Here is a 24,418-nt window from a genome sequence, read left to right on the forward strand (position 1 = left end):
ACGGCCCTAGGCCTGGGCGCGCGATGCGCGCTGGGCCTGGGGGGCCTGGCGGCGCTGCTGGCGCTGTGGTGGTTGGGCACGGACGTGCTGTCGCCGGCCGGCGGCATGGCACGGCGTTTTTCGCCCGGCGCCACGTTCATCAGCCTGGCCGAATTGCTGACGGCGTCCGACCTGCCGATGCACATCCTGGTCAGCCTGCGGCGCATCGGCGTGGGCCTGGGGTTTGCGCTGGCCATCGGCGTGCCGCTGGGCCTGGCAATCGGCAGTTGGCGCCGCCTGGAAGCCACGGTGTCGCCCGCCATGCAGTTCTTGCGGATGATCTCGCCCTTGTCGTGGATGCCGATTGCCGTGATGGTGTTCGGCGTGGGCGACGATCCGGTGTATTTCCTGCTGACCTTCGCTGCCGTCTGGCCCATCGTGCTGAACACGGCGGCCGGCGTGCAGCAGTTGGACCCGCGCTGGTTACAGCTGGCGCAAAGCGTGGCGGCCACGCGTTGGGAGACCTTGCGCAGCGTGATCCTGCCGGGCGTGCTGGGCCACATCCTGACGGGCGTGCGCCTGGCCATCGGCATTTTGTGGATCGTGCTGGTGCCGTGCGAGATGCTGGGCGTGTCGGCGGGGATGGGGTATTTCATCCTGGACACGCGTGACCGGCTGGCCTATTCCGAGCTGATGGCGATGGTGCTGATGATAGGCGTGCTGGGTTTTCTGCTGGACGCGGCGGCGCGCGGCTTGTATCGCTACTGGCGCGGCTAGGGCCGGCTAGGGCGCAAGCAGGGCGCAGGAAGGGCGCAAGCAGGCGCAGGAAGGGCGCAAGCCGAGCGCAGGTAGGGCGCAAGCCGGGCGCAGGTAGGGCGCAAGCCGGGCGCAGGTAGGGCGCAGATAGGGCGCAGATAGGGCGCGAGCAGAGCGAAGTGCGTGATGCCGCTGCGCGGCAAGTTCGGCGCTCGCCGCCCGTCACTTGCGCGCGTTCTTGCCCGGCGTCGGGCAGACCACGCCGCGCAGCTTGCGTTGCACCGGGTCGCGCGCGACCGGTGCATTGTGGATGCCCGCCACGGGTATCGATTCCACCAGCGCGCCGGTGGCGTTGTTGCCGGCGTAATGCTGGGTCTGCGTCACGGTGTAGGTGTTGGCGCCGCAATTCAAGATGATGGGTTGCGAGACCGACGCGTACGGCTGGCCGTTGGTCTCCGACACGCGCGGCTGCGCGTAGAACCACGCCACGGTCACCGCCATCACCACCGGCCGGTCGGACATGGGCGCGATGGATGCGCTGTCGTAGAACACACCGGGCATGGCTTGCGGATCCAGCGGCGTCCAGACCGGGTCGCCGCCAAAGGTCATGCCGGATACGCCCAGGTCGCGCGGCACGATGTTGACGGCGCAGGCGTCGGCGGGGATGGGATCGCCTTCGCGTACCGTCACCGCCGCGCAGACATCGGGCGCGAGGGCCTGTGCGGGCTGCCCCCAGGCCGCTGCCCCGAAAACAAGCAGCGCGAGGGTAAACGGGGCAAGCCTTGCAATCATGTGCGGGTTCCGTGTATGGCCGGTGCGGCGTAAGAGTATGTCACGCCAGTATAGAGAACGTTGCGCAACGCGCTATAGTTTCGCCCATTCTCTAAATACCCCTGACCAAATGGTTGGTCTTCATCCCCAGTATGTGTTGTCGCCATGAACCTTAGACTGCTTGCCGGCGGCGCCGCGATCGCCGTCGCGGCGGTCCTGGGCTATGGCATCTACCAGCTGGTGCCGATGGGCCAGCCGCTGACCCGCAGCGAAGTCATCGGCGAGCTGAACGGCTTGCCGCTAGCCGCGTCCTCGCGCGTGTCGCTGCAACGGTTCGGTGAACGCCAACTATTGATTGGCCAGCGCCTGGTCGGCGCCAAAGACCTTGCCAGCCTGGAACGCGCGCCGCTGCTGGACGCGCAACTGCCCGGCTACGACGCGCGCCAGCCGCCGCCGTGGCAGTTGGCCGACACGCGTAACCTGATCTATGGCGGGCAGGGCACCGGCGTGTTCGAACTGCTGGGGTCGGTTCGCGGGGATACCGGCGTCAGCGTGATCGGGGCGCCGGGTGGCGGCACGCTGTATCTGGTCACCGCCGCGCCGGCTTTGACCGGGCGGGGCGACCCCCCGGCCGGTTGGGACACGCTGCGTTCAGATGATCTGGGCAAGAGCTGGACATACGCACCCGACATCATTCTGGGCGGCAGCCGGCAGTACACCGTATTCCTGACCAGCCAGCGCGTCATCGCGCTGGAACGCCACGAGTCCGGGCAGCGCCTGCTGGTCAGCGAAGACGGCGCCCGCCATTGGGCAGCCACGCGGCTGGACGAACAGGTCTGGCCCGACGCCAGCGCGTTTGATCGCGCCTTTCGCGAAGCGGCCGAACGCCCCGGCAACCCGCGCGCGGACGACCAACTGGCTTATGACTGGTCCCTTTATCCGCTGGACGATAAGCACGCCGTTGGCTGGAGTTGGCGCACGCGGGTCAGCCTGAACGCGTCCGACAGCAATGAAGTGCTGGAAACGCGGCGCTTTGAAGTGGAATTCCAGGACGGCGCACCGCCCGGCTTTCGCGTGACGCAGGGCGTACCGCCCGTGCCCGCGCCAGCCCCGGACGACCTCTACACGCGCGACCAGGCCGTGTTTGAAACCCAGGGCGACGCCATTTATGAACTGGACAAAGCCGACCGGTCATGGCGGCGCCGGGCAGAATCGCCCAGCGTGCAAGGCACGCCAAGCTGGATCGGCGACGCCTGGTTCGGCCCCAACGCCTGGGTTATCAAGACCTACGCCGACCATTTGCTGTCGTTCAACGAATACACCAAGACGTATTTCTACACGCGCGACCAAGGCAAGACCTGGCGCCCGTTTCAAATGCCGCAGGACGTGGAAACCGGTCTGATCGGGCTGGACTTGTCCGGCGACGGCCTGTTGTCACTGGCCGAGCGCGACGGCAAGACGGTGATCCGGCGGTATCCGCTGGACTAGGCGCCGGCCCCGCCGCGTTGGCAATCGGGCCGCGGCACCGGCGCCGCTGCGCTACCGCCTTGCCCCCGTGTCGTTATTGCTCCAGCACGTATTCCGGATACCGCTTGCATATCTCGGCCACCTGACTCAGCGTGCCGGACAGATGTTCGCGCAGCACGCGCTGCGCGCCGGCCGGGTCCTGCGCCACGATGGCGTCCAGCAGGCGTTGATGGTCGTCCATGATGCGTTCCGCCTTGCCCGCCTCGGGCAGGTGCAGGCGGCGCAGACGGTCCAGGTGCCCGCTGTAGCGCTGTTCCAGTTCCCACAGGCTGTGCACGCCCGCGGCCGTATGCATGTCGCGGTGAAACGCCTGATCGGCGTTGATGAATTGCTGGTATTGCCCGCTGGCGTGGCTGGCGTGCTGCAAGTCGATGCTGGCTTGCAGGCGCTGGTGCAGGATGGGGTCGGGCCGCTGCGCCAGCAAGTACACGATTTCAAGCTCCAGCGACTGGCGTAGAAAATGCGCCTGGCGGGCAGCCGGAATATCGATGCGGCTGACCACCGTGGTGTGCTGCGGATAGATTTCCACCAGCGCTTCTTCGGCCAGCCGCATCAGCGCGTCTCGAATCGGCGTCTGGCTCAGGCCATACGTTTCCGCCAGCGTCACGCGGGACAGGGGCGCGCCGGGGGCGAGTTCCAGCGACACGATCTGTTCGCGTAGATGTTCGAAGACCTGGGGCGCCGCGTGGCGCGAACGGTCCAGTCTTAGCTTGGGGGTTTGCATCGCGGATCTGGCGGGGTACGGGGTAAAGCCCGCAGTGTAGCGGGTTTCCACCTAGCTGACGCACTAATGTATTAGTGTTTAAATGGCCCCATCCCCACCACGCCTTTCTTTTATTCGCCCATGAAACGTACCTACGAAAGTCTGCGCAGCGCCGCCTGGATGGCCAAGGACGACCTGCGTTCGTTCGGCCACCGTTCACGCATGATGCAGATGGGCTACGGCCCCGATGACTGGGTCGGCCGGCCCATCATTGCCATCATCAACACCTGGTCGGACCTGAACCCCTGTCACAGCCACTTCAAGCAGCGCGTCGAAGACGTCAAGCGCGGCGTGTTCCAGGCGGGCGGCTTTCCGGTCGAGCTGCCGGCGATTTCGGTGTCGGAATCGTTCGTCAAACCCACCACCATGCTGTATCGCAACTTCCTGGCCATGGAAACCGAAGAGCTGCTGCGCAGCCACCCGGTCGATGGCGCGGTGCTGATGGGCGGCTGCGACAAGACCACCCCGGGCCTGTTGATGGGCGCCATTAGCGCCGGCCTGCCGTGTGTGTACGTGCCCGCCGGCCCCATGCTGCGCGGCAACTGGAAGGGCAAGATCCTGGGCTCGGGCTCGGACGCCTGGAAGCTCTGGGACGAACGCCGCGCCGGTAAGATCACGCAAGAACAATGGACCGAGGTGGAAGGCGGCATCGCGCGCAGCTACGGCACCTGCATGACGATGGGCACGGCCAGCACCATGACGGCCATTGCGGAAGCCATCGGCATGACGCTGCCCGGCGCCTCGTCGATTCCGGCGGCCGACGTCAACCACATGCGCATGTCGTCCGAATGCGGCCGCCGCGTGGTCGAGATGGTGTGGGACGACCTGACCCCGCAGCGCATCCTGAACATGGCCTCGTTCAAGAACGCCATCAACGTGGCCATGGCCATGGGCTGCTCGACCAACGCCATCATCCACCTGGTGGCCATGTCGCGGCGCGCGGGCCACGCCGGCGGGCTGGAAGACTTTGACGCCGCCAGCCGCAAGGTGCCCGTCATCGCCAACATCCGGCCCAGCGGCGACACCTACCTGATGGAAGACTTTTATTACGCCGGCGGCCTGCCCGCGTTGATGACGCGCCTGGAAGGGCACCTGGACCTGTCGGCCATGACGGTCACGGGCAAGACGCTGGGCGAGAACATCGCGGGCGCCGAGGTCTACAACGACGACGTGATCCGCAAGCTGGACACCGCTATCTACGACGAAGGCGCGCTGGCGGTCTTGCGCGGCAACATCGCGCCGGACGGCTGCGTCATCAAGCCCAGCGCCTGCGCCCCGCAGTTCTTGCAGCACACCGGCCCCGCGCTGGTGTTCGACGACTACCCCAGCATGAAGGCGGCGGTCGATGACGAGAACCTGGACGTCACGCCCGAACACATCATGATCCTGCGCAACGCCGGCCCGCAAGGCGGCCCGGGCATGCCGGAATGGGGCATGCTGCCGATCCCGACCAAGCTGGTCAAGCAGGGCGTGCGCGACATGCTGCGCCTGTCGGACGCTCGCATGAGCGGCACGAGCTACGGCGCCTGCATCCTGCACGCGGCGCCCGAGTCCTACGTGGGCGGCCCGCTGGCGTTCGTCAAGACGGGTGACCTGATCACCGTCGACGTGCCGGCGCGCAGCATCCACCTGAACATCAGCGACGAAGAATTGGCCGCGCGCCGCGCCGCCTGGACGCCGCCGCCCAAGCGCTATGAACGCGGCTACGGCTGGATGTATTCCAAGCACATCCTGCAAGCCAACGACGGCTGCGATTTTGATTTCCTGGAAACCGAGTTCGGCGCACCCGTGCCCGAACCCGAAATCTTCTAAGCGCAACGGCGGGCCTTTGCCCGCCGCGTAGTGCCTTGTTCCGCCACGCCTTTTCGTCTTCGTTTTTTGTTGTCCGCATTTTGACCCGGAGCCATCGTGTCCCAAATGAATCCCGAAACCCGTGCCCGCCTGTCCGGCATCAGCACGGCCACCTTGTGCACGGCGCTGTTCAAGCGCGGCCTGCGCAACCAGTTCATCCAGGATGTGCGTCCGCTGAACGCCAACCTGCCCAACATGGTCGGCCCGGCGTTCACGCTGCGCTACATCCCGGCCCGTGAAGACCTGAACACCATCAAGGTGTTCGAAGACCGCTCGCACCCGCAGCGCGTGGCCGTTGAGACCTGCCCGGAAGGCGCGGTGCTGGTCATGGACAGCCGCAAGGACGCGCGCGCCGCGTCCGCCGGCTCCATCCTGGTGACGCGGCTGATGAAGCGCGGCGTGGCCGGCGTGGTGACCGACGGCGGCTTTCGGGATTCACCGGAGATCGCCGAGCTGGGCTTTGCCGCGTATCACCAGCGCCCCTCGGCACCCACCAACCTGACCTTGCACCAGGCGCTGGACATCAACGCGCCCATCGGTTGTGGCGACGTGGCTGTGTGGCCGGGCGATATCGTCGTGGGCGACCGCGAGGGCGTGGTGGTGATCCCCGCGCATCTGGCCGATGAAATCTCGATTGAAGCCGTGGAAATGACCGCGTTCGAAGACTTCGTAACCAGCCAGGTGCAACAGGGCGCGTCCATCCTGGGCCTGTACCCGCCCACCGACCCGGGCACGAAAGACAAATTCGCCGCGTGGCGCAAAGAGCAGGGTCGGTAACGCGACAGGCCGACAAGCCGAACCATCAAGTCAAGGCCACCGAGCCTTGCCGCCGGCCACGCGGCCGGCGACCCCATACCTATAAGCAATAAGTCAAGGCAGGAGACAAACCATGAACATGCAACGACGCAGTGCGTTGGCCGCGCTGCTGGCGGGCGCCGTCCTGGGCACGCTGGCCGCACCGGCAAGCGCCGCCGACTGGCCCGCGCAAAAGCCGATTTCCTATGTGGTGCCCTTCACCGTGGGCGGGTCCACCGACGTGGTCGGCCGCGTGCTGGCCCAGAAGCTGGGCGACCGCCTGCACCAGAACGTGATCGTCGAAAACAAACCCGGCGCGGCCGGCGGCATCGGCGCCACATATGTGGCCAAGGCGGCGCCCGACGGCTACACCTTGTTCGGCGGCACCATCAGCACGCACGCCATCAACGCCAGCCTGTACAAGAACTTGAAGTACGACCCGGTCAAGGATTTCGAACCCGTTTCGCTGATCGCGTACCTGCCCAACGTGTTGCTGGTGGACCCGAACCTGGGCGTGAATTCGGTGGCCGATTTGATCGCGCTGCTCAAGCGCGATCCCGCCAAGCGCACGTTCGCCTCGTCCGGCGCGGGCACGTCCACCCACCTGGCGGGCGAACTGTTTTCCAGCATGATCGGCGTGCCGCTGACGCACGTGCCGTACAAGGGCACGCCGCCGGCCATGGTCGATGTGTCGTCGGGCGCCGTGACCTTCATGTTCGACCAGATGACCGCCGCGCTGCCGCTCTTGCAAACGGGCAAGCTCAAGCTGCTGGCCGTCACCACCAAGGACCGCATTTCGCTGGCGCCCAACGTGCCAACCATGCAGGAAGCCGGCGTGCCGGGCTTCCAGATGGCGTCCTGGCAGGCGGTCTACGCGCCCAAGGGTACGCCCAAGCCGATCCTGGACAAGCTGGCGGCCGAGATTGCCATCATCCTGAAAGAGCCCGACGTGCAGGAAAAGCTGGGCAAGACCATGGGCATGGAACTGGTCGGCAGCACGCCTGACCAGCTGCGCGCCTTGATGGCCACCGAGATTCCGCGCTGGGCGGAAGTGGTGAAAAAATCCGGAGCGACGGTGGAATAAGCCATTTGCTCGGATGGCAAAACGCCCACGGACGCGACAAGCGGCGTGGGCGTTTTGTTTTGGGCGGGACGCGGCCCCGTTCAGTTGATCTTGATATTGCGTTCCTTCACCAACGTCTTCCACTGCGCCGTTTCCTTGGCCAGGTGGTCGCGCAACGCGTCCGGGGTGCTGCCGATCGACTCCGCGCCGATGGAATCCAGGGTCGCCTTCACCTTCGGTTCAGCCAGCGCGTGGCGCATGGCTTCGTTCAATTTCGCCACCACCTCGGGCGTGGTGCCGGCCGGCGCAAAAGCCGCAAACCACGGCATCAGTTCATAGCCCGCCACGCCCGCCTCTTGCAGCGTGGGCACATCGGGCAGGGCGGCCGAGCGCTTGGCGGTCGTGACGCCCAGCGCGCGCAGCTTGCCGCTGGCAATGTGCGGCTTGGCCGACGTGATGCTGTCGAACATATAGTCCACCTGGCCGCCCAGCAAGTCGGCAACGGCGGGGCCGCTGCCCTTGTACGGCACGTGCAGCATGTCCACGCCGGTCATCGACACGAACAGTTCCCCCGCCAGATGAATCGATGTGCCGACCCCCGCCGAGGCGTAGGTGTAGTGGTTGGGCTGCGCGCGGGCTTTCGTGATGACGTCCTGCACGCTGGTCGCGCCCGTGCGCGCCGGGTTGGTCACCAACACGTTGGGCACGACCGCCAGCAACGAGATCGGCGCAAAGTCCTTGATGGGGTCGTAGTTCAGGTCCGCGTACAGCGCGGGGTTGACCGCCATGCCGTTGGCCACGATCAGGATCGTGTAACCGTCCGGCTTGGCGCGCGCCACGCCGGCCGCACCGATGTTGCCGCCCGCGCCCGCGCGGTTTTCCACGATCACCGAGGTATTGAGCTGCTTGCTCATCGATTCGCCCAGCGTGCGCGCGATGCTGTCCATGGCGCCGCCGGGCGGGAACGGCACCACCCACTTGATGGGATGGTCGGGGTAGCTGTCAGCCAGCGCGGCGGACGCGCCGCCCATCAGCGACAGGGCCACGACGGCGCGGGCTAAGGGTTTGATCACATGGCGCAGGCGCATGGTTGTCTCCGTGATGCTTGGTTTATTCAGGACGCGCTCTTGTCCGGTGGCGCGGCTTTGGTTTCGTGTGGGGCAATGCCCCGTGTGCTGGATTCATACTTTTCCAGCCGAAGGGTCAGCAATTTGCGCAGTATGGCTTGTGCTTTTCCTTGGCGTCCAAGACTATATGGGTTTCCATTCATACCTTTCCAGTCTAGGTGTCCCATGCAGCTCAGGCACTTGCGTTATTTCCAGGCCGTGGCCGAAGAGGGCAGCTTCACGCGCGCCGCCGCGCGATTGCATATCGCCCAACCGCCCCTTAGTCGGCAGATCCGCCAGTTTGAAGACGAGCTGGGCGTGGTCCTGTTCGAACGCACCACGCGCGCGCTGCGCTTGACCGAAGCCGGCCGGTTCTTGCTGGAACAGTCACGGCTGTTGACGGCGCGCCTGGAAGAAGTGCTGGAAGGCACGCGCCGCCTGGGCCAGACCCAGCGCCGCTGGTTCGGCATCGGGTTTGTGCCGTCGACGCTGTATGGCTTTGTGCCGGAACTGATCCGCCAGTTGCGCAGCGCCGACCCCCAAGTGGAAGTGGGCCTGACCGAGATGACCAGCCTGCCGCAGATCGAAGCGCTGAAGGCGGGGCGGATCGACCTGGGCATCGGCCGCATCCTGCTGGACGACCCGGCCATCGAACGACGGGTGCTGATGACCGAACCGCTGATGGCCGCTGTGCCCTTGCATCACCCGCTGGCCGGCCTGACCAGCGTATCCGTTGACCGCCTGGCGCAAGAGCCCTTCGTGCTGTACCCCGCGCGCCCACGCCCCAACTTCGCCGATCACGTGCTGGGCCTGTTTCGCGCGGGCGGCCACGCGCTGCAAGTCGTGCAAGAGGCCAACGAATTGCAGACGGCGATCGGCCTGGTGGCGGCGGGCCTGGGCGTGTCCGTGGTGCCGGCGTCGGTTCAGCGTTTGCAGCGTCAGGACGTGGTGCACGTGCGCATCGAGGGCGATGGCTTTGTGTCGCCCGTGATCGCCAGCTATCGCAAGGACGACGGGTCGGAGTTCCTGGCGCATGCGCTTGAATTGGCGCAGTCGTTGGCCCTGGATAGCGTGGCGGCTGCGTAGCCGCCTTGCGCGCGTCAGAAGCTGACCGCCAGCCCGACCGAGAACCCCGACACGTTGGTGCCGAACACATAACGGCCTACCAGACGGGTGCGGGTGATGATGACGTCGTACGCGCTGGAGTCCAGCTCCAGCCCGGCGCCCACCGACGTCAGCCGGTCAAACCCCAGCACCCCGCGCTGGTCGCCCAGGAATTCCGAGTGCGTCAGCTCCAGCACATAGCGCAGCGGGCGTTGCAGCATGGTGAGGCCCGTGGGCGCCCGGTAGCGCGCCCACAGGTTGGCGGATTGCGCGATGGCGTTGCCTTGGACGGCGGCCGAACTGGCAAAGCTCTTCAGGCGGATGTCCGAATAGCGCAACTCCACGTCCACTTCGTAGCCCGGCCGGTAATGCTCGTAGTCCAGCATCAAGGACCCGCCCAGGCCGTAGGCGTTCAGCGATCCGCGATCCAGGAAGGTGACGTCCTTGTCCGTCTGGCGGCCCACGTACCAGCTTGCCGCGCGCAGGTCGCTGGTGACGTTGCCCAGCGCGATGTTGAAGATGGGCCGCAGCTTCAGCTCATCGGTCAGCTTGAAGTCCCAACCGATGCCGCCGGTGGCCGACAGGCTGTTCCATTTGGTGGGGATATTGCGCGTTTCGGTGCCCTGGGTGGCCACAAAGGTGGGGTCGTAGCGGCTGCCGGCCAGCACGCCTTCCAGATAGATCGGCACGGAATCGGAAATAGTGTCGCCGCCACCCAGCTGCGTCATGAAGAATTCGGTGGACCCGGACGTCGAGCCGCCTTTGCTGCCAATGGACAGCGAACTGGTGGTGATGTCGGGCACGATGGAAAACGACATCAGGGCCAGCACCCCGTTGGCGCGTTTTTGCAGGTCGTCCTGGCTCAGGCGCAGTGTTTGCGCGGCAGCGTCCGGCGCGGCCCCGCAGCTGGCCGCCGCAACGACGCAGGCCGACACGCCGGCACGCAAGCGCGGCGCGCGAATCTTGGGCGCGCGAATGACGGGCGCGCGAATCACGGGCGCGCTCCGGATGGCTCGCCGCCCATCGCCTGGCGCTGCGCCATCAACAGAACGTCGCTTTGGTCGATGCGTATCACGCCGATGCGCGGAAATTCAAAGTCGACAATGATGTACAGCGCCGCCGTCATGACCAGCGCATAGATGATCTGGTGCAGCAGCGTGTCGCGATGCGCGGTGGCCAGGTTCAGACCGATCAGGCAGGCGCACACCAGTGCCAGGAACCCCAGGAACACATACGTCATCGCGGGCGGATGCACCTTTTGCGCCACCGTTTGCGCGGTGGACACGTCGAACATGTCGTTGACCGCGCCGATGTACGACGCCGCGAACGGCGGCACCGCGTTCCTGGCGGCCGACATCGACGTCTTCCATATTTCGTTCTGCAAGGCGGACGCCTTGGCCGCGATGGCGTCGCGCTGATTCAGGTCGGCCACGTGCCGGTAGTAGTTGATGCGCTCGTCCACATAGCGGCGAAACTGGTCGCGCAGCGGCGGCTGGTCGGGCGCGTTCAGCATGTCGATGCGCAGCCAGGCGGTGCCGATGGCGTTGACCTCTTGCACCAGCAGGTTGCGGCGATCGGCCATGCGCTGGGCCGCGCCCGAAAACGTGAAGGCGATCAGCAAGCCCAGCAGCGCGAATACCGACGCTTCGATCGCCGCCGACCCGGCACGGCTTTTCTCGTCCATGTCGTGCCGATGGCCCAGGTAGCGGCCGACGCGGATCGCGCCAAGTAGAAGGAAGAAAAATACGGCTGCACACAATGCAAGAATCAATGAATACTCACGTTGCCACCTTGCCTTCGGGGTTGGTTGTCTGGACGTGCCGGGTATTCCATCGGGTAACGCGGTTGCGCCCGTTTTGTTTGGACGCGTACAAAGCCTGGTCGGCGCAGGTAACGGCGGCTTGGGCCGATGGCGCGTCTTGCGGCCACAAGGCCAGCCCCACGGACACCGTCACCTGGCCCACGCCGGGCGGCATGTCGGTGCGCGCAACGCCGGCGCGGATGCGCTCGGCCGCGGCCAGGGCCACGGCCTCGGTGGCGTCCGGAACGATCACCACGAATTCCTCGCCGCCCACCCGAAACGGCCGGTCTTGCTGGCGCACGCTGGCGCTCAAGGTGCGCGCCAGCGCGATCAGGACCCGGTCGCCAGTGGGGTGGCCGTGGGTGTCGTTGATCTGCTTGAAATGATCGACGTCCAGCGCAATGATCGCGAAAGCGGTGCCGGCGGCCACCCGTTCATCCAGCCGCAACCGCATGGCGCGGCGGTTCATCAGACCCGTCATCGGGTCCGTCAGCGATTCGGTATTCAGCCTGCCCACTTCGTGCCGGTGCTGCGCCAGCCTGTCCGCCAGCGCGGTGCGCAAGGCATCCGCCTCGGCGTACCAGGCGCGTGGCCCGTTGGACGTCAGCCCCGGGGAGTCGGCCGCGACGGGGGTGGCCAGCGCGCGGGTCAGGCGAGTCAGCGGGCGGGCGATGGCGTAGGCCAGGGCGCTGACCGCGATCAGGGTCAGCAACACGGTCGGGATGGCCAGCCGCAACGATTCGTAGAGCAGCGCCTTCAATGGCGACAGCGCGTGGTCCAACGGCCGCTGCACGACCACCGCCCATTTGCCTTTGCCCAGAGGCGCATAGCCGGTCAACAGGACATGACCGTCCGCGTCTGTCACCTGGGCCGAGCCGGGCGCCGTCATGGTCGGCGTGCCGGCGGGCGTATTGCCGGGCACGATGGCAAGCGGCGTGTTGGCGTCGCGGCTGTAAAGCGCCTGGCCCGCGCTGTTCACCAGATACACCTGTGTGCCGTCGTCGTATGGATGCTGGCCGATCAGCTTGTCGATCTGGCTGCCGCGTTCCAGGATCACCACGGCCGCAAGCGCGCCACCATCGGGAAGGGGATTCACCAGCGTCAGCGTCGCGTGCCCGCCGTCGGGCTGGCAGCAGGGCCGGACCCATTCCCCGATGCGACGTTCCGTAACGCGCAGATCGTCCAGGCTATGGATGGCGGCCAGCGCGTTGGGGCTGTTGGCGCCGCGCGCCGTAACCGTGCCCTGCGCGTCGGCCAGCAGTATGGTGGAAACTCCTTCGATTCTTGAGGCCAGGCGGGCAAGTTCGGTTTGCCGGGCCGCCCCGGACAGGTCGCCGGCGGTAAACGCGTCGGCGCCCACGTCCAGCTGGCGGTGGACGGCGGCAAGGTACAGGGTGATGACTTCGGAAAGTTTCTGGGCGTACGCCCGGTTCGATTCCAGCGCGTTGCGCACGGCTTGCGCCTTCTGGACCTGATAACCGGCGACCAACGCGTTGGCGAAGCCCACCGCTACGCTGAGCACGGCCAGCGCAATCAGGACCGCCAGCAAGCTCACTTTCCTTTGTGTCGCCATGTCGTTGGACAGTCCTGGTCTGCTGCCGCAGGATTCGGGTGCGCCGCCGTTCTGCTGAACGACGGTGCGGGCGGATTAGTGAAATCCGCGAATGCAGAATAACGAAGTCTCTTTGGTTTTTCCAGGCTTTCAGTTTGTGGCCGGTGCTTTTTTCGGGCGCACGCCTAAAAACAGAACGGAACCCACAACGGCCGCCACCAGGCCGGGCAGGGCGCCGATCTGCAAGGAATCACCGATGGAACGCAGCCGGTCCACGCCGGTAAGCTGCAACATGAACACGAAGCCGTACAGCGCGCCGGCGCCGCATACGGCCGCGAACACCGGCCAGCTGGGCGCTGACCGTTTCAGCGCGCCCGCCGTCATGCCGCAACACAGGGCGGGCAGGCCGCCCAACAGATACGCCGCTTGAACGCCTTCCAGGTTTTGCAGGCTGTCCGGAATTTTCACGACCAGCGGCACGACGGCCAAGCCAATCAGCGGCCCGATCGCGGCATACAGCACCGCACCGGTCAACACGCGTAATCCAAGCACGCGATACGCCTCGGCCGGACGCGGGCGCGCGACCCGATAAACGAGGATGGCCGCCGTCATTACGGCCGGAAAACCGAGCAGGAAAAGATTCATCGCGCGATTGTTGCACGCGCCGTTTGGATCCGACCAGGGCCTTCAGGCGGCGATGGCCCAGGAGGTGTCGGGGCCGGGGCATTCCGGCAGCGCGATGTCGCTATGGCCCGGCCGCACCCAGCGCACCCGCTCGCGCGTTGCATCAATGCAGCCGCCGTCGGCATACACGCCTTGCGGGTCGCGGATGCGCGCCATGCGGGACATGACGGCGGCGGTGGCGGCGGGGTCCGCCAGGGTCTGCCGGACTCGGTCGCGTACGATCTCTTCGTCCATGCGGGGGGTGCCGGCCTCATCACGGAACAGGCCGTGGCGCCAGTGAAAAATCTCCACGCACTTGGAGGTCAGGGTGTAGGGGCGGCCGCGTTCCCAGAAATTGTTGAACAGCCCGTTGCCCAGATAAAACACCCAGGACCCTTCAAAGCCTTCCACGTCGGACGAGGCCGCGTCGGGGTTGCGGAACCACAGGCGGTCGCCGGGAACATAGAAGCGTTGCGGCAGCGGCGCGTCCATCGACCCGTACTCGTGCAGGAACGCCTCATGAAAGCGCCCCGACATGACGGCGCGGGTTTCCCATTGGCGCTGAAGCCGGCGCCCAAGTTCAGGGTTGGCCTGCTGTAGCTCCTGCGCAATGCCCAGCACGGTCACGTATTCCGTCGCGCGATAGCAGGAAAACGCGTACCGCTGACCCGACGCATCCGGCTGCGTAGCCTTCTGCAGGCCTTGGATCAAGGACCGCCCGGGCAGCAGGTAAAGCCGCGCGCTTCATCGTAGGTCCAGTAATCGTCCGGGCGCTCGGCATGCTCGGTATCGAAGGCCAGCGCGGTCTTGCGCGCGGCCTGCACGATGTAGCGGCGGATGCGCACCGCCGACTGCAATTCGGCCACATCGGGAAAGGTGAACGCCACCGGGCTGGCCAGCATGGCCAGCAGGATTTCGCAGTCCAGGTCGGCGTCGTGGGTCTCGGTGCGCAGGCCCAACTGCCGCGCGAACTGCGTGGTGTCGTCGTTCGGGGCGCATGCCCGGGCAAAGGCATGGTGCAACCAGGCGTGGGCGCCGGGCCAGGCGCCGGTCAAACCCGCACAGTTCGCTGCCTGGCGCAGGCCCGCTTGCGTCAGGAACTGCGTCAGCTCATGCAGCGCTGTTCCTGCGTGGTGAAAATCCGGGGATTCAATGCGTATTCCGCCCCGCTGCTGGGAAACCAAAGCCTGCTGCAAAAACCGCATGAACATCCAACCCGAAAAGCGGAATAAATTCCATGCGGAAATTGTAGGCAGGCGGGCTTAATACCACCTGTACGAAAGCTGTATTGCAGCTGTATTGCGGCGGGGTTGCCCGGGGCGCAGGGGGGCGCCCTTACTTGACGACGTACGCCTTGGTGGCCGGGTTGAAGACATAGGCCGTGATGTCGGACGCGCCCAGCTGCCGGGTCTTGTTCGGGCCCGAAATCGTGGTGCCGCTGGGTCTGACGGTAACGGTGGGCATGTCCTGCTTGCCATCGTTGGAGAACACCAGCTCGCCCTTGCTGGACGTGCACGGCATGACGTCGCCGTCGGCGCAGGCCGCGCTGTTGTCCTCGCCGGTCAGCAAGCTGCCCACGTAGGTCCAGACGTGGCCGTCCACGTCTTCCTTGAGCCGCTGGGGGTTGAAGACCAGCAGCGCGTAGCCGGTGCTGGTGATGCCATTGTCGAAACTGGTGGTGGGCACGGCCAGCAGCAGCCTGCCGGCGGGCGTGCGGAATTCCAGCGGCTTGCGGCGCGTGTCCACGTCTTCACCGCGCTCGTACGCGCCGAATTCGCCGATGGTGGGCTCCATGCCGCGAAACTTCCAGGGGCGTTCAGCGGCGGGGTCCGTCAGTACGAATGTCACTTCGGTCAGGTTGACCCGGGTGCCCGGGCCGACATCGTCTTCGCCCGGCTTGCCGTAACGGTCCGCCGTGTCCCACGCAAAGCCGGTGTAGTAATGCGTACCCTCGGATTCGAAGGCGTGCCCGAACCAATAGGTCGCGACGCTGCCGTTGGCCACTTCGTAAGTCGTCTCACCCTTGCCGTCAACGTCGTAGATGGCGTAGAGCATCGTGGGCACATCCGGCGGCGCCACCTTGGCCGCGGCGGCTTCGGATATCGGGGCGGGCGCGTCGTTCGCGGCCAAGGCGGGCGACGCCGCCAAGGCCACGCTGGCGGCGGCAAGCAGGCTTGCCAGGATGCCGCGAACGGGCAAATTGGCCTTCGAAGAGGGTGTCATAAAGGTCGCGCTTTCCTTTTGTGTTCTTGGAATGCAAAGGCGGGATGGGCAGACGGGTTACCCACGCGGCAAGCCGGAAACCCCCATGCCCCACCGCGTGCGCTGGCGAGTATAAGGGCACGCGTTTACCCCTAGGCTTCACGATATTTCAGGTATTTCTTATAAGTTACAACTCGGTCGGGCATCTGTTGGCAAAGTAGCCAACGGCGGGTATGTTGTCTGAATTGCCAACACGACGGGCCGGTATGCCTTATGAAAGCTCAACTCATCATCAGCGACAAGAGCATTGATGAAGACTTTGGGATCTTGCAGATCGTTATTTGGAAGGTGCCCGACCCCGTCCCGCCCACGACACACGGCAAGTATCGCCTTGCCTATATCCGCGAAGGAAAACGCGTCGTCGGTTTTGACAACGAGCGTGGCAAAGGCGATCACAAGCATGTCGGAGACCTGGAGCATGCCTATCGGGTTACGACCATCGAGCAGTTGCTGGAAGACTTTTCTGGGGAAGTCGAGAAATGGAGGGAATGACAATGGACCGGACTTTAACCATCACGATCGACCAGGATTGGCGGGCGTTTCTGGCAGATGCGGGGCGCCGTGCCAAGCAGGGTCTGGCGGCCGGGGGCTACCAGGGCGAACGGCTCAACTTCGAATCGCCAGCGGCATTTTTCGGCCAACTTACGGAGTTGCGTTGGAATATCGTCAGGGAAATGCTGGGCGCGGGACAGGTCGGCATCCGCGAACTGGCGCGGCGTTTAGGGCGCGATGTCCGGCGTGTCCACGGCGACACCAAGGCGCTGGTTGACTTGGGTCTGCTGGAAAAAGCCGACGACGGTTCCGTGATCTGTCCGTTCGCCGACATCCATATCGACATGCACCTGACTCAGAACTTCCCCGCCGCGGCTTGAGCCGGGGCAACGTAGGGATCGGGGGTGGCGGATAGCACCGGTTCGGCGGCGTCGGTGCCTGGGACGACGTTGGTCAGGTCCTCGGTCATTTCGTGGTCCAGCGCGCCTTGCACCAGGTCTTCGGTGACGCGCATTTCCACGCCGGCCGGGGACATCTGCGCGGCGGCGGCGAAGGGGGCGACGGGGGCGGGGGCGGGACGCTCGCCGCGTCGCCACACAAAGAAGGCCAGCAGGCCCAGGTTCAGGGCCGTGAAGCACCAGAACAGGCCGGCGGCGCCAAACCTGTCCATGACCTGTGCGATCGCCAGCGGGCTCAGGGCCGAGCCCAGGGAATTGATCAGCAGCAGGCCCTGGATCATGCGCACCAGCGCGTCGGCGGGCGCGCGGTCGGCGGCGTGGCTGACGGCTACCGGATAGATCGCGAACACGCCGCCGCCCAGCAGGAACAGCAGCACCATCAGCAGCGGCGACCCGGCCGGCAGCAGCAGGATCAGCAGGCTCAGAATCGTGCAGAACACCGCCAGGGCGATCAGCACCACCTGGCGGTCGCGCAGGTCGGACCAACGGCCCACGGGATATTGCAACACCATCGCGCCCAGGATTACCGCGCCCATCATCTTGCCCACCTCGGCCACGTCCAGGCCGATGCGTTGCAGGTATAGCGGCAGCAGCGTGTACACGGCGGCGATCGCCACGCCGGATCCAAAGCAACCCATCACGCCCGTCGGCGTCATGCGGATCAGATGCTGCGGCATCAGCGGTTCAACGCGTTCCACCAACGGTGAGATGCGCGGAATGATCACCATCGGCATGACGGACAACGACGCCAGCAGGCCCGCGATCATGAAGGGCGCCATGTCGCCCAGCTGCGTGATGGCGCCCAGTTGTACCTGCCCCAGCATGCCCGAGCCATACAGCGCAATCATGTACAGCGCCAGCAGGCGGCCGCGCATCTTGGGATCGCCGCCCAGCAGCAACCAGCTTTCCACCACCAGGAACACGCCCACACAGGCCCAGCCATTGATCAGGCGCAGCACGAACCAGGCGGTGGGGCCGTAGATCAGGCCCTGCAACAAGACGGTGACGGCGATCAGCGAGGCAAAGCTGCTGTAGGCGCGGATGTGGCCGATACGCACGATCAGGCGGTCGTTGAAGATCGCGCCCAAGGTCAGGCCGATGAAGTACGACGACGAGACCAGGCCGATGACGGTGGCCGATTCGCCGGCTGCGTCCAGGCGCAGGGAGGTCAGGGAGGAAATGAACGCGTTGCCGATACAGACAACGAACAAACCGAGTAGCGGCCCAAGGACCAGGGCCAACAACTGCCGAAACATGAAATTCTCAAGGCGGGGAGCTAAGCGATGCGGCGCAACGGCCGAAGGCAAGGAGGGGGGGGCGGGGCGATTGTAGCGATATCGCCGGCCATGCGCTTGCCAGCCGCTGCATCAGGCCCCCGCCAGCACCGCCCGGCGAAATTCTTCCATCAGCGGAGACCAGGTGGTGCCGCGCCGTGAGATCAGGGCAATGCTGCGCCGTAACGGCGGGCCCAGCGCCACCGGCAGCGCCACCACGTCGGCGCTTGCGGCCAGTGCGCTTTGCGGCAGGACGGCCAGCAGCTCGGCGTCCGCCAAAATCTTCAGCGAACCCTCGGAAAAATGTTCCACTTCCAGGGCCGCCGCCGTCAACGCCAGGCCGGCCTCCGCGAAACGCGCGTCCAACATCTGCCGTGCAACCGAGGTCGGGCGCGGCAGGATCCAGCGTTGACCCGCCAGTTCGCGCAGCGGGACGCGGGCCTTCGCGGCCAGGGGATGGCGGCTGCCTGCCGCCACGCACAGCGGGTCTTCGAACATGATTTCGTGGTGCAGGGTCGGCGGGCCGTCGGCGTAGATCGGCGTCACGGCCAAGTCCAGCTTGCCGCTTTCCACTTGCGCGTTCAGATCATCCGACAGACCTTGCACCAGTTGCACGCGCAGCGCGGGCCGGCGCGGCAGCACGCGCTTCAGGACGGGCATGACCACGCTGTCCACCGTGGCGCCGGTGGCGCCCACGCGCAGCAAGCCGGCTTCGCCCACGCGCAGTTCCATGGCGTGGCGCACCGCGTCGCGGTATTCGGCCCACAGCCGCTTGGCGTGCTGCAAGAAAACCGTGCCTTCCGAACTAAGCGCCAACCCCCGGCCGTGTCGCTGCATCAAGGCCAGCCCGGTGTCGGCTTCCAGCCGCCGCAACGACTTGGACAGCGCAGGCTGGCTGACGCCGCACGCCGCCGCCGCGCGTTCCAAATGGCCGTGCTCGACGGCAGCCAGGAAATATTCGATATCACGCAGGGATAGATTCATGAACGTCAGGAATGGCAGAACACACTTTCTGGAATATTACGCGGAGCGGCCAACCCTAGAATCCGGACATACCCCAGACCGATACATAGAGAGCCGCGCGTATGCCGAACCGCCCCAACATCGTTTTGATCGTCGCCGACAACCTCGGTTGGGGCGAGCTGGGTTGCTACGGGGGCGGTGCACTGCGTGGCGCGCCCACACCCAACATCGACCGCCTGGCCACCCAGGGCCTGCTGCTGCACAACTTCAACGTTGAAAGCGACTGCGTGCCAACGCGGTCGGCGTTGATGAGCGGCCGGCACCCGATCCGCACCGGCTGCCTGCAATCGGTGCCGCCGGGCTTGCCGCAAGGGCTGACCCGCGACGAGATCACGCTGGCGCAGCAACTGTCCGGCCAAGGCTATGCCACCGCCCATTACGGCAAATGGCACCTGGGCGATATCCCGGGGCGCTACCCGTCGGATCGCGGCTTCGACCACTGGTATGGCATCCCACGCACCACCGACGAAAGCCAGTTCACGTCATCCATCGGTTTTGATCCCAGCGTGGCCGAGCTGCCCTACATCATGGAAGGCCGCGCCGGGCAGCCGTCCAGCAATGTGAAGCTGTATGACCTGGACAGCCGCCGTGGCATCGACGCGGATCTGGTGCAGCACGCGCAGGCGTTCATGCGCGACAACGCGCGCGATGGCCGCCCATTCTTCCTGTACCTGCCGCTGGTGCACCTGCACTTTCCCACGCTGCCGCACCCGGACTTCGCGGGCCGCACCGGCGCGGGCGACTTCGCCGATTCCATGGTGGAAATGGATCATCGCGTGGGCCAGATCATGGACGAAGCCGACCAGCTTGGCCTGGCAGACAACACCGTCTTCATCTTTTGCAGCGACAACGGCCCGGAATATCGCCGGCCCTATCGCGGCACCGCCGGCCCCTGGAGCGGCACCTATCACACCGCCATGGAAGGCAGCCTGCGCGTGCCGTTCGTCATCCGCTGGCCGGGCAAGGTCAAGCCGGGCCAAGTGTCGAACGAGATCGTGCACGTGACGGACCTGTACACGACCTTGTCGCGCATCGGTGGGGCCACGGTGCCGACCGACCGGCCGATCGACGGCATCGACCAGACCGATTTTTTCACCGGCGCGCGCCCGGACTCGGCGCGGCAAGGCTTTCTGTTCTACATCAAGAACGAATTGCGCGCGGTGAAATGGCGCGACTGGAAGCTGCACTTTTATTGGGAGCCCGAGGTCAACGAAGGCAAGGGCAAGCTGGAATCCCCGTATCTGTTCAACCTGAAGCAAGACCCCAAGGAAGAAAGCGATATCTTGATTTTCAATACGTGGGTGCTCGGGCCGATGCTCAAGATGGTGCAAGCCTTCAACGCGTCTTGCGCGCAGCACCCCAACACCACCCCCGGTCGGGCTGACGGGGAATGAACGGCCCGCGATAGACGGCGCCAAGCACAAGGGGAAGTCATGAAGTTCGTCAATCGTTGCGCCATCATTTATCGCGCCATCGCGGCGGCCGGCCTGGCCGGCGCCGCTGCCTTTTCCGGGGCCGCGTCCGCCCAAGCCACGCTGCCCTGGCCGGCCAAACAGATCAACTGGATCGTGGGCTTCGTTCCCGGCGGCACGGCCGACGTGCTGACGCGGGTGGCCGCGCAAGACCTGGCGCAGCGCACGGGCCTTACGGTCGTGGTCGAGAACAAGCCCGGCGCTTCCGGCGCGATCGCGCTTCAGATGGTGGCCCGAAGCAAACCCGGCGACGGCTATCTGATTACCGTGCCCGGCCCGCTGATCTATCCCACCCCGCAGCCGGCCATCGGCAAGGAACTGGCGCCGGTGATGTTGATGGCGCAGGGGCCGATGGTGGTCGTGGGCCCGGCGCAGCGCGCCTTGCCGGGCTTGGCCGACGTGCTGGCCGATGCGCGCCGGCATCCCGAAAAGTGGAGCTACGGCAGTTCCGGCAACGGCACATCGCAGCATCTGGCGGGCGAATTGCTGAATCAGTACGCGGGCACGCACATTGTGCATGTGCCGTACAAGGGCGGCGGCCAGGCCGTGTCGGATGTGGCGGGCGGGCAGATTCCGCTGGCCATTCTTGGGTCGTCGCCGGTATTGCCGCAAATCAAGGCCGGGACGCTCAAGGCCTACGCCGTGACCACGCGCGCGCGGCTCGATGCCCTGCCCGATGTGCCCACCGTGGCGGAATCCGGCTTTGCGGGATACGAAGCCAGTCAGTGGTTTTCGGTGGCCGCCTCGCCCGGTATCGACAAGGCGGTGCTGGATCAGTTGAACGCCGCCTTACAGCAAACCGTGCAGTCCGACGCGTTCAAGACGGCGGTCGAGAACGCGGGCATGATCGCGGCGGGCGGCTCGCGCGCGGACTTGCAGCAGTTCATCGCAAACGACAGCGCCAAGTGGCAGAAGCTGCTGGACAGCGGTGCGATCAAGCTGGCGAACTGAGGCCATTCGCCGTGCCACAAGCGGGCGCGGGGAAGCGCCCGGTTGCGATTGGTGCTGCCATTGCTGCCGTCATTGCTGCTGCCATTGCTGCTGTCATTGCGACTGTCATTGGCGCTGCCCCCGCCACGTCCGCTACGTTGCCACTACCACCGCTTAACGCTGGCCTGCGCCCGTGCGCGGGTTGATGGCCGACAGGCGGATCAGCTTGATACCGCGCGCCGCGTGATAGCCGTGGATTTCCTTCACATCCAGCTTGCGCATGAACTCGATGGTGCTTGAATCGATGACCTGTCCCGGCACCATGATGGGAAACCCCGGCGGATAGGGGATGACGAAGTTCGCGGACACCAGCTCCGGGCCGTTGGCCAGCCGCTCGTCCAGGGCGGGGCTGGTCAAGGGCAGGTACTCGCATTCCGCTTCGTCGTAGGCGGCGAAAAACGCGGTGCGCATGTCGCCTTCCGCCGTTCTGCTGGCGGGATTGTCGCGATAGCCGTCATGAAACCGGCTGAAGTTGGGCAGGCTGGGAACGTCATGCATCAGGGCTTTGACCCGGGCGTCGAACTCCGGCCTGCCGGCCCCGTTGTCGGCGCCGAGGCGGGCATCGACCTCCTCTGAAATTTCAAGCAGCACCTTGATCAGCGCGGCGACATCGCTGCGGGTGTTGTTGATATTGCTTTGCAGCAGCACGCTGTTGCGCGAGGTCTTGTTCAACTGGATGTTGTATTTGGACGCCAGCAGATTCTTAAACGCCGTGCCGTCGAACCCCGCCGTGCCGCACACCAGCGTCAGGCGGGTCGGGTCCAGGCAGAATTCGTCATCCTTCAAGGCTTTCACGGCGGTCAGCCAATTGGCTCCGGGTTGCAGGTAGTCGACAAAGCCGGATGCGCGGAACCCGTCCGGGATCATTTTGTCGGCGCCCAGCACGCTGAAGTAACGGGAAATCAGCGGATGGCTGGCGACTTCGCGGCGGATGGCCAACGCGACCTCGATTGCGCGCATCACCAGTTCATAGCCTTCCAGCTCCATCTGGCGGCGAGCGACGTCCAGCGACGCAATGATCTGTGCATTGGGCGAAGTCGATGCATGGATGAACACGGCTTCGTGAAAGGCGGAAATATGATGTTCGTAGTCTTCGTCGCGGACCGCCACGATGGACCCTTGCCGCAGGCTGGACATCGATTTGTGTACCGAGTCCGTTTCGTACACGCGTATCCGCATGGTTTCCGGGTTGGGCACCAGTTCGCGTTCCAGCAGACGCGGGTCCTTGGGGTCCAGCTCGTCGCCCAGCTCTCGCACCTGCGCCTGCCAGGCGGCTGTGGCTGCCGGGTCGTCGCGCCATTGTTGCAGGGCGGCCGCCGCGCCCATGGCCGTGCGCGGGCGCAGAAAGGGCGACCACCGGGCAAAGCCGAACCAGGCTTCGTCCCACAAAAAGATCAGGTCCGGCTTGATGGCCAGGCATTCGGCCATGACCCGGCGCGTGTTGTAGATATGTCCGTCGAACGTGCAATTGGTCAGCGTCACCATGGCGACTTTGTGCAGCCGCCCCTCGGCCTTCAGGTCCAGCAAAGCCTGTTTGATGGTGCGCAGCGGCACCGCCCCATACATCGAATATTCCGTCATGGGAAAGGCTTCGACGTACAGCGGTTGCGCGCCGGACAGCACCATGCCGTAGTGGTGCGACTTGTGGCAGTTGCGGTCCACGATGACGATGTCGCCCGGCTTGGTCACCGCCTGATAAACCATCTTGTTGGACGTCGACGTGCCGTTGGTCACGAAGTAGACGTGGTCGGCGCCCACGGCGCGCGCGAACTTCTCCTGCGCCACCTTGATGTTGCCCGTGGGCTCAAGCATGCTGTCCAACCCGCCGGTGGTCGCGGAGGTTTCGGCCAGGAACAGGTTCAGCCCGTAAAACTCGCCAAAGTCGCGGATCCAGTTGGATTTGATGATGGACTTGCCGCGCGCGATGGGCAGGGCGTGGAAGGTGCTGATGGGGCGGTTCGCATAGCGTTTCAGGTTGTCGAAATGCGGGGTGGCCTGGCGGTCGCGCACGCCTTCCAGAATGTTCAGGTGCACTTCCATGGGCTCTTCGGCCTCATAGAACACCCGGCGTATGCAGTCGGCGGCCGGGTCGCCGGCCAGTTGTTCGACCTTGCGATCCGTCAGCAGGTAGATATCCAGCTCGGGCCGGATGTTGGCGATGAAGCGTGCCAGCTTGACGCCCGCTTGCCGCGTGTCGTCCGGCTGCGTATCCAGATGCTGGTAGGCCGCCAGAAAATCGCGCAGCAGCGGGGCTTCGTGGGTGGATGCAAAAGGCACGCCTTCGTAGATCACCACGGCTTCGATCTTGCCGTTCATGATCGTGGCAAGCAGGGCGTCTTCCACGCTGCCGACTAGAACGGGCTCATAGATCAGGCCATCGTCGGGTCGACGGAACTGGCGAATCTCTTGGCAAATGGCGGCCGTTCGCGACGCTGACATCGGCGTCACGAACAGGGTTTCGAAATAGGGCTGACGCCCGCCGTTCTCGCCCAGCCCCGCCGGCAGGCGGTCGGGGGCGTCGTACGAGGCGTCTTCGGCTACGTTCCACTCCGCGGCGTCATAGCGGTAGCTGCCCGACAGCATCGCGTTGCTCATGCGCAGTATCAGGCGCGCCGCGCCCATGGCGTCGCCCTCGGCCAGGCGCTCATCCAGCGCGCGCAGCAGCTGCGCGCCGGGATAGGCAAAGTAGGTCTCCATCGGGCGCAACGCGGCCAAC

21 protein-coding genes and 1 pseudogene are annotated in these 24,418 nt (G+C 65.4%); 10 read left to right on the forward strand and 12 right to left on the reverse strand.

The window, feature by feature from the left end; all coding sequences use genetic code 11:
- Window positions 1–12 precede the first annotated feature (12 nt).
- The gene (locus ACNPP0_RS02850; RefSeq protein WP_332608943.1) at window positions 13–756 is read left to right on the forward strand and encodes an ABC transporter permease; all 744 of its coding nucleotides are present in this window, start codon (window positions 13–15) and stop codon (window positions 754–756) included.
- Between the two features lie 201 nt (window positions 757–957).
- On the opposite strand, the gene ACNPP0_RS02855 is transcribed toward ACNPP0_RS02850, so the two are convergent.
- Window positions 958–1,527 carry a surface-adhesin E family protein gene (locus ACNPP0_RS02855; RefSeq protein WP_448704969.1) on the reverse strand — a complete coding sequence of 190 codons (570 nt, stop codon included), beginning with the start codon at window positions 1,525–1,527 and terminating at the stop codon, window positions 958–960.
- A 144-nt stretch (window positions 1,528–1,671) separates the two neighbouring features.
- Here ACNPP0_RS02855 and ACNPP0_RS02860 point away from each other — a divergent pair, with 144 nt between their 5' ends.
- Window positions 1,672–2,994, forward strand: a complete 1,323-nt coding sequence (locus tag ACNPP0_RS02860; protein ID WP_448704970.1) for a hypothetical protein — start codon at window positions 1,672–1,674, stop codon at window positions 2,992–2,994.
- Between the two features lie 73 nt (window positions 2,995–3,067).
- On the opposite strand, the gene ACNPP0_RS02865 is transcribed toward ACNPP0_RS02860, so the two are convergent.
- Window positions 3,068–3,757: a GntR family transcriptional regulator gene (locus tag ACNPP0_RS02865; protein WP_448704971.1), complete on the reverse strand. Its 690-nt coding sequence runs from the start codon at window positions 3,755–3,757 to the stop codon at window positions 3,068–3,070.
- A 120-nt stretch (window positions 3,758–3,877) separates the two neighbouring features.
- On the opposite strand from ACNPP0_RS02865, the gene araD reads away from it, so the two are divergent.
- The 3 genes from araD to ACNPP0_RS02880 all read left to right on the forward strand — a co-directional run bounded on the left by araD (window position 3,878) and on the right by ACNPP0_RS02880 (window position 7,526).
- Window positions 3,878–5,608, forward strand: coding sequence for an L-arabinonate dehydratase (gene araD / locus ACNPP0_RS02870; RefSeq protein WP_448704972.1), 1,731 nt, complete (start codon window positions 3,878–3,880; stop codon window positions 5,606–5,608).
- A gap of 105 nt (window positions 5,609–5,713) precedes the next feature.
- Entirely contained in the window at window positions 5,714–6,424 is a 711-nt protein-coding gene (locus ACNPP0_RS02875) for a ribonuclease activity regulator RraA (RefSeq protein ID WP_175129380.1), read from the forward strand.
- A 112-nt stretch (window positions 6,425–6,536) separates the two neighbouring features.
- Window positions 6,537–7,526 carry a Bug family tripartite tricarboxylate transporter substrate binding protein gene (locus tag ACNPP0_RS02880; RefSeq protein WP_332608348.1) on the forward strand — a complete coding sequence of 330 codons (990 nt, stop codon included), beginning with the start codon at window positions 6,537–6,539 and terminating at the stop codon, window positions 7,524–7,526.
- 80 nt (window positions 7,527–7,606) lie between these two features.
- On the opposite strand, the gene ACNPP0_RS02885 is transcribed toward ACNPP0_RS02880, so the two are convergent.
- Window positions 7,607–8,593, reverse strand: coding sequence for a Bug family tripartite tricarboxylate transporter substrate binding protein (locus ACNPP0_RS02885; RefSeq protein WP_332608347.1), 987 nt, complete (start codon window positions 8,591–8,593; stop codon window positions 7,607–7,609).
- 204 nt (window positions 8,594–8,797) lie between these two features.
- Between ACNPP0_RS02885 and ACNPP0_RS02890 the strand changes: the two genes are divergently transcribed.
- The gene (locus ACNPP0_RS02890; RefSeq protein WP_332608346.1) at window positions 8,798–9,697 is read left to right on the forward strand and encodes a LysR family transcriptional regulator; all 900 of its coding nucleotides are present in this window, start codon (window positions 8,798–8,800) and stop codon (window positions 9,695–9,697) included.
- Between the two features lie 14 nt (window positions 9,698–9,711).
- On the opposite strand, the gene ACNPP0_RS02895 is transcribed toward ACNPP0_RS02890, so the two are convergent.
- The 6 genes and pseudogenes from ACNPP0_RS02895 to ACNPP0_RS02920 form a co-directional block, all read right to left on the reverse strand.
- Entirely contained in the window at window positions 9,712–10,650 is a 939-nt protein-coding gene (locus ACNPP0_RS02895; RefSeq protein ID WP_442880247.1) for a hypothetical protein, read from the reverse strand.
- A 56-nt stretch (window positions 10,651–10,706) separates the two neighbouring features.
- Window positions 10,707–11,474, reverse strand: coding sequence for a bestrophin-like domain (locus ACNPP0_RS02900; RefSeq protein WP_448704973.1), 768 nt, complete (start codon window positions 11,472–11,474; stop codon window positions 10,707–10,709).
- Window positions 11,475–11,493: 19 nt separating this feature from the next.
- On the reverse strand, window positions 11,494–13,071 hold the full coding sequence (locus ACNPP0_RS02905; RefSeq protein WP_332608941.1) for a sensor domain-containing diguanylate cyclase: 1,578 nt from the start codon (window positions 13,069–13,071) through the stop codon (window positions 11,494–11,496).
- A 147-nt stretch (window positions 13,072–13,218) separates the two neighbouring features.
- A complete protein-coding gene (locus ACNPP0_RS02910; protein ID WP_332608344.1) occupies window positions 13,219–13,713 on the reverse strand; it encodes a hypothetical protein in 495 nt (164 codons plus the stop codon).
- Window positions 13,714–13,755: 42 nt separating this feature from the next.
- Window positions 13,756–14,942 (reverse strand): annotated as a pseudogene (locus tag ACNPP0_RS02915) (TGL-type protein-glutamine gamma-glutamyltransferase).
- A gap of 124 nt (window positions 14,943–15,066) precedes the next feature.
- On the reverse strand, window positions 15,067–15,954 hold the full coding sequence (locus tag ACNPP0_RS02920; protein ID WP_332608342.1) for a hypothetical protein: 888 nt from the start codon (window positions 15,952–15,954) through the stop codon (window positions 15,067–15,069).
- A gap of 252 nt (window positions 15,955–16,206) precedes the next feature.
- Between ACNPP0_RS02920 and ACNPP0_RS02925 the strand changes: the two genes are divergently transcribed.
- Both ACNPP0_RS02925 and ACNPP0_RS02930 read left to right on the forward strand, forming a co-directional pair.
- On the forward strand, window positions 16,207–16,485 hold the full coding sequence (locus tag ACNPP0_RS02925) for a toxin-antitoxin system TumE family protein (protein WP_448704974.1): 279 nt from the start codon (window positions 16,207–16,209) through the stop codon (window positions 16,483–16,485).
- Entirely contained in the window at window positions 16,482–16,865 is a 384-nt protein-coding gene (locus tag ACNPP0_RS02930) for an HVO_A0114 family putative DNA-binding protein (protein ID WP_448704975.1), read from the forward strand. The genes ACNPP0_RS02925 and ACNPP0_RS02930 overlap by 4 nt, the downstream gene beginning before the upstream one ends.
- On the opposite strand, the gene ACNPP0_RS02935 is transcribed toward ACNPP0_RS02930, so the two are convergent.
- Together ACNPP0_RS02935 and ACNPP0_RS02940 are read right to left on the reverse strand one after the other, a co-directional pair.
- On the reverse strand, window positions 16,841–18,199 hold the full coding sequence (locus ACNPP0_RS02935) for an MFS transporter (protein WP_332608339.1): 1,359 nt from the start codon (window positions 18,197–18,199) through the stop codon (window positions 16,841–16,843). The two genes, ACNPP0_RS02930 and ACNPP0_RS02935, sit on opposite strands and share 25 nt — an antisense overlap.
- A 111-nt stretch (window positions 18,200–18,310) precedes the next feature.
- Complete coding sequence (locus ACNPP0_RS02940) at window positions 18,311–19,201, reverse strand: LysR family transcriptional regulator (RefSeq protein WP_448704976.1); 891 nt, start codon at window positions 19,199–19,201, stop codon at window positions 18,311–18,313.
- 101 nt (window positions 19,202–19,302) lie between these two features.
- On the opposite strand from ACNPP0_RS02940, the gene ACNPP0_RS02945 reads away from it, so the two are divergent.
- Both ACNPP0_RS02945 and ACNPP0_RS02950 read left to right on the forward strand, forming a co-directional pair.
- Window positions 19,303–20,634, forward strand: a complete 1,332-nt coding sequence (locus ACNPP0_RS02945) for an arylsulfatase (protein ID WP_448704977.1) — start codon at window positions 19,303–19,305, stop codon at window positions 20,632–20,634.
- A gap of 39 nt (window positions 20,635–20,673) precedes the next feature.
- A complete protein-coding gene (locus ACNPP0_RS02950; protein ID WP_448704978.1) occupies window positions 20,674–21,663 on the forward strand; it encodes a tripartite tricarboxylate transporter substrate binding protein in 990 nt (329 codons plus the stop codon).
- Window positions 21,664–21,816: 153 nt separating this feature from the next.
- Here ACNPP0_RS02950 and ACNPP0_RS02955 read toward each other — a convergent pair.
- On the reverse strand, window positions 21,817–24,418 hold a 2,602-nt coding region (locus ACNPP0_RS02955; RefSeq protein WP_448704979.1), incomplete at its 5' end, for a decarboxylase.

It is taken from the genome of Achromobacter semiaridum (assembly GCF_053543755.1).